The organism is Desulfococcus multivorans (assembly GCF_001854245.1).
Lineage (GTDB): Bacteria > Desulfobacterota > Desulfobacteria > Desulfobacterales > Desulfococcaceae > Desulfococcus > Desulfococcus multivorans.
The window spans coordinates 3,567,201-3,582,617 of sequence record NZ_CP015381.1; the positions used below are offsets into that span (position 1 = coordinate 3,567,201).

A 15,417-nucleotide genomic window follows, 5' to 3' on the forward strand; every position below is an offset into this window, starting at 1 on the left:
GAAGCGCGGCCCATCGGCACCCGAATTAGAATCGACAAGGAGATTCCCATGGCATTGTATCACAGGCTTTGTTTGGCATTGGCGCTTGCCGTCATCCTGACCGGTCCGACGGCCCAGGCCGCCCGCCTCAAATTGGCCACGCTGTCGCCGGACGGCTCCGCCTGGATGGAACGCATGCGGGAAGGCGCGGCCGAGGTGGCGGCGAAAACCGGAGGGCGGGTCCAACTCAAATACTATCCCGGCGGCGTCATGGGCAACGACGACGCCGTACTCCGGAAAATGCGGATCGGCCAACTGCAGGGCGGCACGGTGATGGCGGGAAGTCTTTCGGAGATCTATCCGGACATCGAGATCTACAGTCTCCCCATGAAGTTCCGGTCTCTTCCGGAGGTGGACCACGTCCGGAAGACCATGGATCCCCTCCTTCTCGACGCCCTGTCACAGAAAGGGCTGATCGCCTTCGGCATCGCCGAGGGGGGATTCGCCTACATCCTGTCCCAAAAACCCATCCGGAATCTCGCCGATCTTCGTCAGCGGAAGATGTGGATCCCCGACGACGACCCGAATGTCCTCGAGGGGGTGAAGGCCTTTGAACTCAAGCCGATCCCCCTTGCCGTCTCCGACGTCCTCGCCGGCCTCCAGACCGGGCTCATCGATACGGTCACCACTTCCCCCATCGGCGCCGTGGCGCTCCAGTGGCACACCCGGGTCAACTATCTCCTGGACGTGCCGTTCATGTATATCTACGCGCTGCTGGTGGCGGACCAGAAAGCCTTCCTGCGGCTGCCCTCCGAAGACCAGACCGTGGTCCGGGAGGTTTTGACGCGCATGTTCGCGGATATCGACCGGCGCAACCGGGAGGACAACATCAAGGCCATGACGGCCTTGCGGCACCAGGGAATCGAATTCATCACTCCCTCCCCCGAAGCCCTTGCGGAGTTGCGAAACCATTCCGACAAGGTGCCTCGGCGCCTGGTGGCGGCAGGTCGATTCTCCCCCCGCCTCGTGGAGGTCCTTGACAATCATCTGAACGCCTTCCGGCGACGGTAGATCGGCGCCGTGCCCAGGACAACACCCCCCCGCGGCCGGATCGCGACTATCCTGGATATGATCCGCCGCCTGGAGGACGCCCTCCTGGTGGGCCTGCTGCTTGCCATGATCGTCACGGCGACGTTTCAGATCGTCTTGAGAAACCTTTTGGGCGTCAGCATCGTGTGGGGGGACATCATGGTGCGGGTCATGGTCCTCTGGATCGGTCTCCTGGGGGCCATGATCGCCGCTCGAAAAGGGGAGCACATCCGCATCGACCTCCTGGGCCGCCTGATGCCGGGTCGATTTCAGACCTTCGTCGACGGCGCCGTGCAGCTGGCAACCGCCCTTCTCTGCGCCGCGGCGGCCGTGTCCGCCTTCCGGTTCGTCCGCTCCGAGGCCGTCTTCGGCCAGACGGCCTTCGCCCGTGTGCCGGCCTGGGCCTGCGAAGCGATCATCCCGACGGCGTTTTTCGTGATCGCTATCCGCTACCTGGCGCTGTCGATTCAAAATCTCCGGGGCGGAACACCGGCGAAGCACCCCTGAGCCGGATATCGCGATGTCGCTCTATCTTCTCATTCCCGGCCTTCTGCTTCTGACGCTTTCAGGCGCCCCGATTTTCGCCGTCATCCTCGCTACGGCCATGGTCGGATTCCACTACCTCGAGGTCGACCTCTCAGTCATCGCCATCGAGCTCTACCGTATCGCCGAAACACCGGTGCTGGTGGCGCTGCCCCTCTTCACCTTCGCCGGATATCTGCTGGGGGAAAGTAAGACCTCCCGGCGCCTGGTCCGGCTGACCCGCGCCTTCATCGGGTGGATGCCGGGAGGACCGGCCGTCGTCGCCTTCACGGCCTGCGCCCTTTTCACCGCCTTCACCGGGGCATCCGGGGTCACCATCGTGGCCCTGGGAGGGCTCCTCCTGCCCGCCCTCGGCGAAACCGGTTACAGCGAAAAATTCAGCCTCGGCCTGGTCACCGCCTCCGGCAGCCTGGGGCTGCTGCTGCCGCCTTCCCTGCCGTTGATTCTCTACGGCATCGTGGCCCAGCAGCTGGACGTCGGCCGGACGGTCACCTTCGAAGACCTGTTTCTGGCGGGAATCCCGCCGGCGATTCTGATGGTGCTCCTCCTGTCCCTCTACAGCCTGTGGGCGAACCGACACTCCCCGACGCCCCTCACCCGCTTCTCCGGTCGGGAGGCGTGGGCGGCCCTGAAGGAGGCCGCATGGGAGGTTCCGCTGCCGCTGTTCATACTGGGGGGCATCTATTCCGGCTACTTTGCCGTATCCGAGGCCGCAGCGGTGACGGCCCTCTACGTGCTGGTGGTGGAGGTCCTCGTCTACCGGGAGATTTCCTTTTCAGCCCTGCCGGGCATCATGCGGGAATCCATGGTGATGGTCGGCGGCATTCTCCTGATCCTGGGGGTTTCCCTCGCCTTCACCAATTTCCTCATCGACGCGGAGGTCCCGGACCGCCTCTTCCAGGCGATCCAGGCCCGGGTGACCGACCCGATGATTTTTCTCATCCTCCTCAACATCCTGCTTCTCGTACTCGGCATGCTCCTCGATATCTTTTCGGCCGTTATCATCATGGTGCCCCTGATCCTGCCGGTGGCCGTGAGCTACGGGATCGATCCGGTCCACCTGGGAATCGTCTTTCTGGCCAACATGCAGATCGGCTATTTCACCCCGCCCGTCGGCATGAACCTCTTCATCGCCGGCTACCGGTTCAAGAAACCGGTGATCGAGCTCTACCGAGCCGCTCTCCCCTTCATGGCGGTCCTCCTCGCCGCCGTGGTGATCATCACCTATTTTCCCCGCCTGAGCCTGCTCTTCATCCGGCCATAGCCCCGAAATCCATCCCGGCGAAAAAAGACTTGCCATGGGATTCCTTTTCGATCTATGAATATGACCACATGGTCATTTCAACCGGCCCATGCGCCGATCACGCCCCGACCGCGGGCGCTTCAAGGAGAATCCATGGAAATGTCGTTCTGCGATCCAGCCCTCGCCCCTATTCTCGACAAGATCGAGGCCGGCCGACGCCTCGATGTCGAGGACGGCATGGCCCTCTATGCCAGTTCCGACCTCGTCGGGGTGGGGCGGCTGGCCGACCGGGTCCGTCAAAGTCGCCACGGCTCCCGGGCCTACTATGTCTACAACCAGCACATCAACTACACCAACGTCTGCCGCAACCGATGCCGCTTCTGCGCCTTTGCCCGGGACGCGGGGGAGCAGGGCGCCTATACCTACACGGCGGCTGAGGTGCGGGAGCGGCTGCTCTCCCGCATCGACGAACCCATCCGGGAGGTACACATCGTGGGCGGCGTCAACCCGGCCCTGCCCTTCGACTACTACCTCGATCTGCTCACCACCGTTCGGGAGATCCGTCCCCATGCCGTAATCAAGGCCTTCACCGCCGTGGAGATCGACCACCTTGCCGGGATCTCCGGCCTCGGCATGGCAGGTACCCTGGCGGCGCTCGAGGATGCCGGCCTCGGCATGGTCCCCGGCGGCGGCGCGGAGGTCCTCAACCACCGGGTCTGGTCGGCCCTCTTTCCCCGCAAAATCGACGGCGAACGGTGGCTCGAGGTCATGGCGGACATCCACGGGGCGGGGTTGAGCGCCAACGCCACCCTGCTTTACGGACACATCGAAACCATCGAGGAGCGGGTCCGTCATCTGGTCCGCCTGCGGGAGCTTCAGGATCGGACAGGCGGGTTCTCGGCCTTCATCCCCCTCGCCTTCCACGCCGAAAACACCCGGCTCAGCCATCTGCCCGCCACCACCGGGTTCGACGACCTCAAGACCGTGGCCGTGGCCCGGCTCATGCTCGACAATATCGACCACATCAAGGCCTACTGGGTCATGATCGGCGAAAAACTGGCCCAGGTGGCCCTCTCCTTCGGCGCCGACGACCTGGACGGCACCATCGTGGAGGAGAAGATCACCCACATGGCCGGCGCCGCCTCCCCCAAGGGTCTGGCCCGGGAGGAGATGGAACGGCTCATCACCGGCGCCGGTTTCACCCCGGTGGAGCGGGATTCCTTTTATCGGCCGGTGGCCGCCGAGGCCGGAGGCGCCCCATGACGGCGCTCCATCGGGTCCTCGAAAAAGCCGAGGCCGGAACGCGCCTCGACCCGGAGGACGCCCGCCTTCTCCTCGAAGAGGCCGATCTGCTGACCCTGGGCCGCCTGGCCCACCGTTCGCGGCTTTTCCACCATCCCGAGCCGCTGGTCACTTTCGTCATCGACCGCAACATCAACTACACCAATATCTGCGTCTCGGGCTGCCGGTTCTGCGCCTTCTTCAGGCCCCCCGGCCACGCCGAGGGCTATGTCGTCTCCCGGGAGACGCTGCGGGAAAAGATCCGGGAGACCCTCGATCTGGGCGGCACCCAGATCCTGTTGCAGGGCGGCATGCACCCGGACCTCGGGATCGACTATTACCGGGACCTGCTCGAATTTATCCACCGGGAGTTCGACATCCACGTCCACGGATTCTCCCCGCCGGAGATCGCCTTCATCGCGAAAAGCGCCGGCCTCACCCTGGCGGAAACCCTGAAAGCCCTCATGGATGCCGGCCTGGGCTCCATTCCCGGCGGCGGCGCCGAGATCCTCGTGGACGAGGTCCGGGCCCGGGTATCCCCCCACAAGTGCTCGGCGGGGGAATGGCTCGCGGTGATGGAAACCGCCCATGGGCTGGGGCTGCGAACCACGGCGACCATGATGTTCGGGCATCTGGAGCGTCCCCGGGACATCGTCCGCCACCTTGACGAGATCCGGCGGCTCCAGGACCGGACAGGCGGCTTCACGGCCTTCATCCCCTGGACCTTCCAGCCCGCCAACACCGCCATTTCCGTCGCCCCCAGGACATCGGCGGAGTATCTGAAGGTTCTGGCCCTCTCCCGGATCTATCTCGACAATGTCCCCAACCTCCAGGCATCCTGGGTGACCCAGGGACCCAAGATCGCCCAGACGGCCCTGGCCTTCGGCGCCAACGATCTGGGCAGCACCATGATCGAGGAGAACGTGGTGGCGGCCGCCGGCGTCGCCTTCAGGCTCCCCAAATCCGAGATGGTCCGGCTCATCAGATCGGCAGGATTTGAGGCGGTTCAGCGGGACTGCTTCTACACCCACCTGAAGACGGCATCCCCGTCCCCATGAATGCCGCAGCCCCCAGAGTCCTCGACACCCGACAGGACGCTGCGACCCACCGGGCCGGCTGGGTGGTCGCGGCTCCCGATCGGATCATCCGGAACGGCTGTGTCGCCGCGGCGGACGGCCGCATCATCGCCGTGGGACCGCGCGCCGCCATGCCTGCGGGCCTCCCGGTTCAGGACCACGGTCCCGGGACGCTCATGCCGCTGCTGATCAACGCCCACACCCACCTCGAGCTGTCGGCCCTGGCCGGAAGGTTGCCGTTGGACCGGGGGTTCCGGTTCTGGGTGCGCCGGCTCATGGCGGAACGCGCGGCCCTGAGCCCCAAGGCCCTGGTCGACGCTGCGAAAGAGGGCATCGATGCCCTTGCGGCCGGGGGATGCGGGGTGACGGCGGAGGTGTCGACCCTGGGCCTCACCTGGGAACCGCTCAGGGATTCGGGGCTTTCGGGGGTCTGGTTTCGAGAGTTTCTGGGAAACCCCCCAGCTGGAACCGAGGCGGCCCTCCCCGATTCGACGCCGCTTCTGACCGCCGCGGCAGCCGGACACGGCCCCCATACCACCGACCCGGCCTTTCTGAGGCGCCTCAAGACCACGGCGCGCCGCGGGGGAAGGCCGTTCTCGATCCATTTGGGGGAATCGGAGGACGAACAGGATTTTCTCACGACGGGAAAGGGGGCCTGGGCCGACTTTCTGACGGAACGGGGGATCGACTTCTCCGGGTGGCCCCTCCCGGCCGACGGGCCGGTGCCCTATGCGGACCGTCTCGGGATTCTGGACGCCGGAACCCTGGCCGTCCACCTGATCCATGCCGGCCCGGGGGATTTCGACATCCTTCGGGAGCGCGGGGTCCACGTCTGCCTCTGCCCCCGGAGCAACCGGAATCTCCACGGCAGACTGCCGGACCTGCCGGGCATGCTCGACGCGGGACTCGCTCCCTGCCTGGGAACCGACAGCTTGGCCGGCACCGAATCCCTTTCGATCCGAGACGAAATGGCCTTCTCGGCCCGGGCCTATCCCGGCGTGCCGCCGGAAACGATCCTGGCCATGGCGACCCGAAACGCCGCCGCCGCCCTGCACCTGTCGGATCAATTCGGCAGCCTCGCGCCGGGGAAATCGGCAGGCATCCAGTACCTGCCCGCCACCGCACCCACCCCGTCCGCCCTGATGGAGCGCATTGTCCATGACCCCACGACATGACCCCTGTTTCCCCGGCGGGACTCCGGAAGACACCGGGAGCCGCTCATACGAACCGGTTCGGGTCGGCCGCATCAGCTACATGAACGTGGCCCCCGTCTACTACGGTCTCAACAACGGGCAAAAACCCGACTGGATGGCGATGACCTGCGCACCGCCCGCCGCCCTGAACGCCATGATGGCGGCGGGCGAACTGGACGTCAGCCCGGTCTCATCGGCGGCCTATGCCCGGCATCAGGACAAATGGCTGATCCTGCCGGACCTCTCCATCGCCTGTTTCGGGCCGGTCATGAGCGTCCTGCTGGTGAGCCGCCACCCTTTCGCCGGCCTGGCAGGCAGAAAGGTCGTCCTGACCCGTGAATCCGCAACGGCCGCGGCGCTCACCCGATACCTCCTGGCATCGGACGGCATCCGCCCGTGTCTCACCGTCGGCCGCGTTCGCAGAGCGGACGACCTGCCCGACGACACCGGCGCCGCCCTGGTCATCGGCGACGCCGCTCTCCGGGAGCCCTGGGCCGCCCGGTTCGACCACGTCTGGGATCTGGGAGCGATGTGGCGGGAACGGACCGGTCTGCCCTTTGTCTTCGCCCTCTGGGTCGTCCGGAAATCCTTTGCCGAAGCCCATCCGGACCGGGTGTCGGCCGTCCTCCACCAGTTTTACCGCTCCAGGAGCGCCGGAGCCGGACACCTCTCCCGGATCCTTCCCGAAGCGGCGGACCGCCTCGGGATCTCGCCGGAGATGTGCCGGCGCTACTACCACCGGCTCCGCTACACCCTCGATTCCGCCCAAATGGCGGGCCTCTCCGCGTTCTTTCGGGGGCTCTATGCCGAAAGGATCATTTCCCGGCCGGTGGGCCTCTCCCTCTTTCGGGATCCCGGACTCCAGGACGCCCCCGGCCACGAAAGACCTATCGCGTCAGCGTGCCGTAGATCCTGAGCAGCTTGGCCGGCAGTTCCCGGACATCCGAGATGACATTGTGGTGAAAGCTGCCGTAGAGGTCGTCCAACCGCTCGTCGCCAAGGATATTGACGGTGATGGCCCGGGCATGGACGCCTTTGGCCCGGGCTTCGGCAATGGCCTTCCGGGTGTCGGCAATGGCGTATTCCCGCTTGTAGCCCGTATCGTTGGGGAAACCGTCCCCCAGAATGATGAGCAGCCGAACCCTGGCCGCCGTCGCCGCCAGCTGGGCCGTCGCGTGGCGGACGGCCGCGCCCGTTCGGGTGCTGCGCTGGGGGGTCACGGCGCTGATCCGCCCTCGAACGGCATCGTCCACCGGCGCGTCGAAATCCTTGATCCGGTAGTAGTCGACCCCCAGGCGCCCGGTCCCGGAAAATCCCGCCACCGCGAAATTGTCCCCCACCACCGTCAGGGCCTCCGCAAAGAGCACGACGGCCTCCTTTTCCAGGTCAAGCACCGTGGCGGCGGATTCGAAAACCCGATTGGCGGTGGAACGGGACAGGTCCACCAGCAGCAGCACCGCCACGTCCCGCTGTTGCTTGACGCGCTTGATATAGAGCCGGTCCGAGGGAAGAATCCCCGCCTTTCGTTCGACGGCGAAGTCGATGAGCGCCCGGTAGTCGAAATCGTCCCCTTCGGTCCAACGGCGCAGCAGGACGAGGCCCTCGGGCCTGAGCAGTTCAAAGGCCCTGCGGATGTTCCGGACCAGGCCGCGGCGGGACCGGAGGACCTCCTGGTAGACATCGTCGGCAGCCGCACCGAGGGGTCGTTCCAGCACCCGGACGTGATCATGGAGATAATCCCCCAGCTGATGATCCCATTCCCGGTACCAGTAGACCGGATAGGGCACATCCTCCGCCGGTCCTGCCGCCGTGCCCGTTTCGCCCAGAACCGCCGCGAGCACCTCGGCCGGAAGCCCGGCGTTCAACGGATCGGGCGGTAAACCCTTCCCCGCATCGGGGGAGAGGGTCATTTCCCGGAGGTCTTGCGAAGAAAGGGCGCCCTGCTGCATCACGAGGCGCTTCAGCAGGTCCTGTCGATAGACCTTGACGCCTTTTGCCTTCAGCAGGGTCTGGATGCGTTGGGCCGTACGATGGTGATCGATGTGGGCCGAAAAATGGAGATCCGATCGGAACCGACGGCCGAAGGGCGGTGACAGGGGGCTGGGGTGCCCGTCCCCGGCGATCAGGCGCCGGACCAGGGGGTAGCTCTCGAAAACCAGAGCCCCGACGGCGTTCACGTCGCTTTCCGGGGTGATCCGGCCTTCAAAACACCGCTCCACCGCTTCGAGGGACCGACGAAACCCGGGGTCGCGGATATCGAGCGTCTCCCCCATCCCTATCCGCCGGTAGAGCCAGGAGAGAAGCTCCCGGGGCCGCTCCTCGGGGGGTGCGATACCGGCGGCCCGGACCAGAAAGGGAAAAGCCCTTTTCACCACCCCGGGATACACCCGGCCAAGGATCACCCGCAGACGACCCTGTTCGAAAACGGTAAAGAGGTCTCGGGCCAGTGCCGGTTCCGGGAAGATTCCGAAAAACCGCTCGAGATCCGGCTCGAGATCCGGCTCGAGATCCGATCGATGCGCGGCGTCCGACTCCGGCAGCGACACGTGCAGCCCCTCCAGGGTCCGCTCCAGATCGAAGTCATAGGTGCCGAATTCGTAAACCGCCGATTCGAGGCGCACGAGACACGTGTACATCTCCCGATTCTCGTCACGGGAGGGAAACCGACCGATCTCGTCGGCGAGATAGATGCACCGGCCGTCGGAAAGGACCAACGGCGGCGTGGAAGCCCCCTCGAGGGCGCCGGCAGCCGTCGCCGACATGGGCCGGAGGGCGATCCTCAGCCCGGTTCGGGCCTTGAGATACCGATTGAGCCGCCCCCGAATTTCGGGAAGGGCCACGGTGACCAGAAGCTCCCGATAGGCATCGATGCCCTGCCGGGAGGCGAGGGAGAGGAAACGGAGGCCCTCATCCGCGTTGCGGCCGAAGGCCTCGAGACCCGCGGTGACGAATCGGCGCAGGCCGTCCTCCGAAAGCCGGCAGAGCTTTTCCGAAAGGGCGGTCATGAAGGGACGTACGAGGCGGACGTCCGCACGCGCCACCCGCCGAAGCTGGGATATCTGCGCGTTCCGTTTCGCCTCGGGGAGGGCGGCCGTCGTTTCGGGCACGGCCCTGGCGAGGTGGAGGCATTCATTATAGGGAAGGTCCCGGGAAAAGATCTCCAGCAGCAGCCCCAGAAAGGCGGCGGCGGCGCCGGGGTGCCCCGCCTCCAGGAGGGTCGCGAGGTAGTCGAAGGGTTTTTTGAGGGTGTACTCCCCCTTTTTCCGCATGACCCCGACCGCCCGGGAGAAGCGATCGATCAAATCGTCGTCGCCGTGCCTCAGGACCGGCACCCAGTAACGGGCGAGCATCCGGCCGAGATTGACGCCCTTTTCCCCGACATACCGGATCATCCCGCGATATGCGGCGATGCGGTCTGCGGAGACCTCACCCAGAAGCCGGGCGTAGCCTTCGGCCGTCAGATACCCCAGCTCGATGTCCCTGACCATGGCCCAGAGGGTCTCTTCCTCCAGCAGGTCGAGATCGTCCCTGGAAACGCGGGAGCGCTTGGGAGAAAGAATGGCCGCCACCTTCGCGCTCAGTTCGGGATCCACCACGGCAAGACGCTCGCTCAGAAGCGCCGTGCCGTCGTCACCGCCCGTGGAAGGGACGTCAGAAGAGGTCATCGATCAGATCCCCCAGTGTCTCCTGGAGACGCTCGTCATCCGTGAGGGGCAGACAGACGGCCGACCGGCATGCCTCCCGGACGGGCACATGCAGGCGGATCAGCCTTGCCGCGTAGATGAGCAGGCGGGTCCCGGCGCCTTCGGTGAGACCGTGTTCCCGGATATTCCGAATCTTTCCGGCAAGGGTCACCAGCTTCGCGGCGGTCTCCCGGTCGATTTCCCCCTCCCGGGAAACGATCTCGGTCTCCAGGTCGGGGGCGGGATAGTCGAAATCCATGGCGATGAAGCGTTGTCGAGTGCTTTGCTTCAGGTCCTTGAGGACCGACTGATAGCCCGGGTTGTAGGAGATGACGAGAACGAAATCGGGGTGGGCGATCAGAACCTCTCCTGTTTTATCGATGGCCAGGGTCCGCCGGTTGTCGGTGAGGGGATGGATGACCACCGTGGTATCCTTCCGGGCCTCGACGACCTCGTCCAGGTAGCAGATGGCGCCCATCCGGACGGCCCGGGTCAGGGGGCCGTCCTCCCAGACGGTTTCATCGCGCTTCAGGAGATACCGTCCGATGAGATCGGAAGCAAAGAGGTCTTCATGGCAGGCAACGGTCACCAGCGGACGATCCAGCCGATAGGCCATGTGCTCCACGAAACGAGTCTTCCCACACCCGGTGGGGCCTTTCAGCATCACCGGCAGCCGTGCCGCGTAGGCCGCCTCGAAGACGGCGACCTCGTCTCCCGTCTCCAGATAGTAGGGGGCCTGTCTGATCCGGTAGCACTCCCTCATCGCCGCCATGGTACCATCCGTCATTCCGTCGTCCTCCAATTGATCTTGCGTTGCATCGGCAAACATGTCTATATCCATCACGCCCGGCGCGGACATCCGCTTCGGGCGCGCCGGGCGGAATGTCCGGCCCGTTTCATACGACAAATTAAGGAATTATAGCATAATGGAAACAAACCACAACCCGAATGTCCACCGCTGCCGGGCGGGCGGGAAGGAGATCATCCTGGTGGGAACGGCCCATGTCTCCAGGGAGAGCGCCGAGCTCGTCCGAAGGACCATCGAGGCTGAAAAACCCGACACGGTCTGTGTGGAGCTCTGCGCATCCCGATACCAGGCCATCCGGCAGCAGGACCAGTGGCGGGAGATGGATATCGTCAAGGTCGTTCGGGAAAAGAAGGCCTTTCTGCTCCTTTCGAACCTCATGCTGGCGGCCTTCCAGAAACGCATCGCCCAGAAACTCGACGTCGTCCCCGGACAGGAGATGCTGACGGCCATGGAGACGGCGGATGCCGTGGGAGCCCGGATTCACCTGGCTGACCGGGACATCCGGGTGACCCTGTCGCGGACCTGGCGGATCATGGGATTCCGGGACAGGATGAAGCTCCTCTTTCAGCTCATTCTCTCCATGGGGGATCTGGGGGAGATCAGCGAGGCGGACGTGGAGCGCATGAAGGAGCAGGACATCCTGGAAAGCCTCCTGGATGACGTCGGCAGATCCCTCCCGGTTCTCAAAAGCATCCTCATCGACGAGCGGGACCAGTATCTGACCCACCGCATCCGGACCGCACCCGGATCGAAGATCGTCGCGGTGGTGGGGGCCGGTCACGTGCCCGGCATCCTCGCCGGTTGGGAGAAGGAGATCGACATCGCGGCCCTGGAGGAGATCCCGCCCAAGGGCCGTCTTTCGGGGGCACTCAAGTGGCTTCTGCCCCTCCTCATCGCGGCGATCTTTCTCGTCGGGTTTTTCGGAGGCGGCGCCGAGGCGGGGGCCCGGATGGCCTTCTCGTGGGTGGTGGCCAACGGCGTCTTCGCGGGGCTCGGCGCTGCCGCGGCCCTGGCCCATCCGGCGACCGTCGTCTCGGCCGTCGCAGCCGCGCCCCTGACCTCCCTCAACCCCATGGTGGCGGCGGGGTGGGTCTCGGGTCTGGTGGAGGCTTTGGTGAAAAAGCCCCGGGTCATGGACTTCGAGGATCTGCCCAAAGACATCCTCTCCGTCCGGGGCTTCTGGCGCAACAAGGTGACCCGCGTGCTCCTCGTGGTGGTCTTCACCAACCTGGGCAGCACCGTCGGAACCTTCGTGGCCATCCCCCTCATGGTCAACGTCCTGGGATAGCTGTTCGAGCCCCGGCAAGGCAGAGCGAGGAAGGCGTATGCGGTTGTACCTCGACGAGCGATAACGCGGGCGGGGGTGCGCTCCCGTCGCCGACGCGGACGGAGGGGAATAAGGAGGGCTCGGTATGGGGCAGAAACCTGGCCGCGCTGAACCGGTTCATGAGCTCCTGGTTGACGTTGAGCTCCAGATAGGTAATTCGGTCCCGGATGCGCGCCGTCTCGGCCATGGGGTCGTCCAGGGTCAGGGCCATGGCGGCCCCGCCCAGGGAGCTGTTGCCCAGGGGGCGGTAGCATTCCATGGGAAGATCCGGGATCATGCCGATGGTGATGGCCGACCGGGGCTTGATGAACGAGCCGAAGGTTCCGGCTACGTAAAAACGGTCGAGGTCCCGGGGGGTCATTCCCACCGAGAGGGTGATGGTCTCCAGGATGGTGTACATGGCGGCCTTGGACCGGATGAGGCTGTCGATGTCGGCCTGGCTCATCATGAGGGGACGGCCCGTAGCCGAATCCTCGGCCTGCACCACCACGATATGGTTCATGCCGTCGATGACCGCGAGGTGTTCCCCGCACTTCTCCGGCACCAGCTTCCCCCGGATATCGAGCATCCCCGACAGAAAGAGGTGGGCGGCCAGGTCGATGACACCCGAGCCGCAGATGCCCCTGGGCGGCAGCCCGCCGATGGTTTCGTAGCGGATCCGGCGCGTTGCGGGATCCACGGTCACCGTGTCGATCACCCCGGGAGCCGCCATCATGCCCATGCGGGCGACCCCGCTTTCCAGGGCCGGCCCTGCCGCGCCGGCGCAGGCGATGAGCCAGTCCCGGTTGCCCAGGATCACCTCGGCGTTGGTGCCGACATCCACGAGGATGGCGGTCTCCGGCATCTCGTTCATGCCGGAGAAAAGAATCCCGGCGATGAGATCGCCGCCGAAGTAGCTGCCGACATTGGGGAAGACCATGACCCGCGCCCCTGGGCTGAGCGCCAGGCCCAGCTCGGCCGCCGTGAGCAGATCCGGGGCGTTGACGGCGGGAATATACGGCTCCCGGATGAGCCAGCGCGGCGGAATCCCCATGAAGAGGTGGCTCATGGCCGTGTTTCCGGCGATGGTTGCCAGGTGGATGTCCGCGGTGGAAAAGCCCGATCGGGTGCACATCCCCGAGACGGTGCGGTTGATCCCGTCGACGACCATGGCTTGAAGCTCGGCCAGCCCTTCGGGCGTATCGGCGTGGTGTATCCGGGCCAGAACGTCCGGCCCCACCGCGATCTGGGGGTTGTTGAAGGCGTCCTCATCCAGGATCCGGGCGTCGGCCAGATCCACCAGCCGAAGGACGATGCGGGTGGTGCCGAGATCCACCGCCAGGCCCGCCATGACGCCGGGCGCCGACGGATCGGTCGCGGCCAGAAGCAGATGGGCGTCCCGGTCCTTGAAGAGGAGACAGCGGGCTGTGTAGCGCCACTCTCTGATCTGCTCGGGGATCCGTTTCAGGAGGGGGAGATCGATCCGGACCCTCTCAGCGCCCACATCCCGTTTGAGGGCCTGAACAAGGCGGTCGGCGTCGGCGGTGTTGTCCCTGAGGCTGGGCGGCGTCAGCGTGACGGTCGCGACCCGGCGGCTGCCGCCCCTCCTATCCGCGGTCATCTCATTCCCTCCAGTTCGGAGATCAGGGCGTTCATCACCTCGCCGGCGCCCCCCTTGATCAGGTAGTCGCTGACGACGCCGGTGAGCGGCGTCCGCTCCGGATTGATCTCGATGACGAGGGCCCCGGCATCCCTGGCGATGACGGGCATGTAGGCCGCGGGATGCACCACGGCGGAGGTCCCCACCACGAGCATCAGGTCGCATTCCGCCGCGAGCTGCCGGGAACGCCGAAGGGCCTCGGGGGGGATCGCCTCTCCGAAGAAGACCCAGTCGGGCCGAAGGACGCCGCCGCACGGACATCTCGGCGGCAGCCTGGCGATATCGACGTCGCGGGTCGGCGTCCTGCCCCCGCAGTCCATACACCGCTGCAGGGCACAGGTGCCGTGGAATTCCAGAACCTCCGTGTTGCCCGCCGCCTGGTGAAGCCCGTCGACGTTCTGGGTGATAACGGCCTTCAGCCGCCCCATGGCCTCCAGGCGCGCCAGTCCCTTGTGCCCGTCATTGGGCGCGGCCCGGTCGATGATCGTCTTGAGATCCCGGATCAAAACACGCCAGACCGTTTCCGGGTCCTTCTCGAAGGTGTCGATGTGTCCGAACACCATGGGATCGACCCGCTCCCAGATGCCGCCCCTGCCGCGGAAAGGCGGGATGCCGCTCTCCACGGAAATGCCGGCGCCCGTGAGGGCGACGACGCGTTTGGCCGCCATCAGATTCTCCGCCGCACGTCGAATCATATCCTTCATAACGTAAACTCCATATCCGCGCCCACGGCAAAACAGTCGAGGGATTTTCCGCAGTCGGAAACGACCTTCCGGCAGGCCGCGACGATCTCGTCGACCTCCCGGTCCGTCCGGTCCTGGTTAAGATGGAACAGCCCCAGGCGCCTCACCCCGGCATCCATGGCCAGCGCGAGAGCGTCCAGATAGGTGGAGTGCCCCCACCCGCAGCGACGCCCGTATTCCTCGGGGGTGTACTCGGCGTCGTGCATCATCAGATCCGCGTCAAGGACGAATTCCAGATACCTTTCATAGGAAACGCCGCCGCCGTGCCGATGGCGCAATTCGTTGTCCGTCAGGAATACGAAGCTTTTGCCGTCTTCGGAAAACTTGTACCCCCGTCCGCTGTTCGGGTGGTTCATCGGGATCGACTGGACGGAAACGGATCCGATCTGAAAGGCGGTGCTGCACATCATGTCGTCCGCGTAGGAGATCCGTGCGCTGGTGTCGCCATAGGGTACGGGAAAATAGGGCGGGGCCATGACCTTGGACAGCATCGTCTCCACAAATTTGGAATAGGGGCAGCGATACATCTGAAGTCGGGTCCGGGAGCTGTAGACCGGCTTGAAATACGGAAAACCCATCAGATGATCCCAGTGGGCGTGGGTGAAAATCAGGTGGTAATCAAATAGTCCCTCGGCCGCCAAACGATGCCCCAGCCGCCGGATTCCGGTCCCCGCGTCGACGATGATAACGTCCCCCGCACGGCCCCGGATCTCGATGCACGTGGTGTCCCCCCCATATTTGATGTAATCCCTGCCCGAAACAGGGATGGAGCCTCTGGAGCCCCAGCATCTGATCAGCATAATATCCCTTGAC

The 15,417-nt window shown here is 65.2% G+C and carries 13 protein-coding genes; 8 read left to right on the forward strand and 5 right to left on the reverse strand.

The window, feature by feature from the left end; all coding sequences use genetic code 11:
* The first annotated feature begins 48 nt into the window (after window positions 1–48).
* The 7 genes from dmul_RS15640 to dmul_RS15670 all read left to right on the forward strand — a co-directional run bounded on the left by dmul_RS15640 (window position 49) and on the right by dmul_RS15670 (window position 7,320).
* Window positions 49–1,050, forward strand: coding sequence for a TRAP transporter substrate-binding protein (locus dmul_RS15640; protein WP_020877758.1), 1,002 nt, complete (start codon window positions 49–51; stop codon window positions 1,048–1,050).
* Between the two features lie 9 nt (window positions 1,051–1,059).
* On the forward strand, window positions 1,060–1,575 hold the full coding sequence (locus dmul_RS15645) for a TRAP transporter small permease (protein ID WP_144016382.1): 516 nt from the start codon (window positions 1,060–1,062) through the stop codon (window positions 1,573–1,575).
* A 13-nt stretch (window positions 1,576–1,588) separates the two neighbouring features.
* A complete protein-coding gene (locus dmul_RS15650; protein WP_020877760.1) occupies window positions 1,589–2,875 on the forward strand; it encodes a TRAP transporter large permease in 1,287 nt (428 codons plus the stop codon).
* Between the two features lie 132 nt (window positions 2,876–3,007).
* Entirely contained in the window at window positions 3,008–4,117 is a 1,110-nt protein-coding gene (gene mqnE, locus dmul_RS15655) for an aminofutalosine synthase MqnE (protein ID WP_020877761.1), read from the forward strand.
* Window positions 4,114–5,193, forward strand: coding sequence for a cyclic dehypoxanthinyl futalosine synthase (gene mqnC / locus dmul_RS15660; RefSeq protein WP_020877762.1), 1,080 nt, complete (start codon window positions 4,114–4,116; stop codon window positions 5,191–5,193). The genes mqnE and mqnC overlap by 4 nt, the downstream gene beginning before the upstream one ends.
* Window positions 5,190–6,386, forward strand: coding sequence for an amidohydrolase family protein (locus dmul_RS15665; protein ID WP_020877763.1), 1,197 nt, complete (start codon window positions 5,190–5,192; stop codon window positions 6,384–6,386). Before mqnC ends, dmul_RS15665 begins: the two co-directional genes overlap by 4 nt.
* The gene (locus dmul_RS15670) at window positions 6,370–7,320 is read left to right on the forward strand and encodes a menaquinone biosynthetic enzyme MqnA/MqnD family protein (RefSeq protein ID WP_020877764.1); all 951 of its coding nucleotides are present in this window, start codon (window positions 6,370–6,372) and stop codon (window positions 7,318–7,320) included. Before dmul_RS15665 ends, dmul_RS15670 begins: the two co-directional genes overlap by 17 nt.
* Here the strand turns inward: dmul_RS15670 and dmul_RS15675 are convergent.
* The gene (locus dmul_RS15675; RefSeq protein WP_020877765.1) at window positions 7,292–10,069 is read right to left on the reverse strand and encodes a nitric oxide reductase activation protein NorD; all 2,778 of its coding nucleotides are present in this window, start codon (window positions 10,067–10,069) and stop codon (window positions 7,292–7,294) included. The genes dmul_RS15670 and dmul_RS15675 overlap by 29 nt on opposite strands.
* Window positions 10,056–10,874 carry a CbbQ/NirQ/NorQ/GpvN family protein gene (locus dmul_RS15680; protein ID WP_020877766.1) on the reverse strand — a complete coding sequence of 273 codons (819 nt, stop codon included), beginning with the start codon at window positions 10,872–10,874 and terminating at the stop codon, window positions 10,056–10,058. Before dmul_RS15680 ends, dmul_RS15675 begins: the two co-directional genes overlap by 14 nt.
* 139 nt (window positions 10,875–11,013) lie before the next feature.
* Here dmul_RS15680 and dmul_RS15685 point away from each other — a divergent pair, with 139 nt between their 5' ends.
* The gene (locus dmul_RS15685; RefSeq protein WP_020877767.1) at window positions 11,014–12,183 is read left to right on the forward strand and encodes a TraB/GumN family protein; all 1,170 of its coding nucleotides are present in this window, start codon (window positions 11,014–11,016) and stop codon (window positions 12,181–12,183) included.
* Here dmul_RS15685 and dmul_RS15690 read toward each other — a convergent pair.
* From dmul_RS15690 to dmul_RS15700, 3 genes are read right to left on the reverse strand one after another with little or no spacing between them, the layout of a single operon-like run.
* Window positions 12,167–13,822 carry an ASKHA domain-containing protein gene (locus dmul_RS15690; protein ID WP_020877768.1) on the reverse strand — a complete coding sequence of 552 codons (1,656 nt, stop codon included), beginning with the start codon at window positions 13,820–13,822 and terminating at the stop codon, window positions 12,167–12,169. The genes dmul_RS15685 and dmul_RS15690 overlap by 17 nt on opposite strands.
* A complete protein-coding gene (locus dmul_RS15695) occupies window positions 13,819–14,565 on the reverse strand; it encodes an SIR2 family NAD-dependent protein deacylase (protein WP_020877769.1) in 747 nt (248 codons plus the stop codon). The genes dmul_RS15690 and dmul_RS15695 overlap by 4 nt, the downstream gene beginning before the upstream one ends.
* Window positions 14,562–15,404, reverse strand: a complete 843-nt coding sequence (locus tag dmul_RS15700) for an MBL fold metallo-hydrolase (protein WP_020877770.1) — start codon at window positions 15,402–15,404, stop codon at window positions 14,562–14,564. Before dmul_RS15700 ends, dmul_RS15695 begins: the two co-directional genes overlap by 4 nt.
* Window positions 15,405–15,417 lie beyond the last annotated feature (13 nt).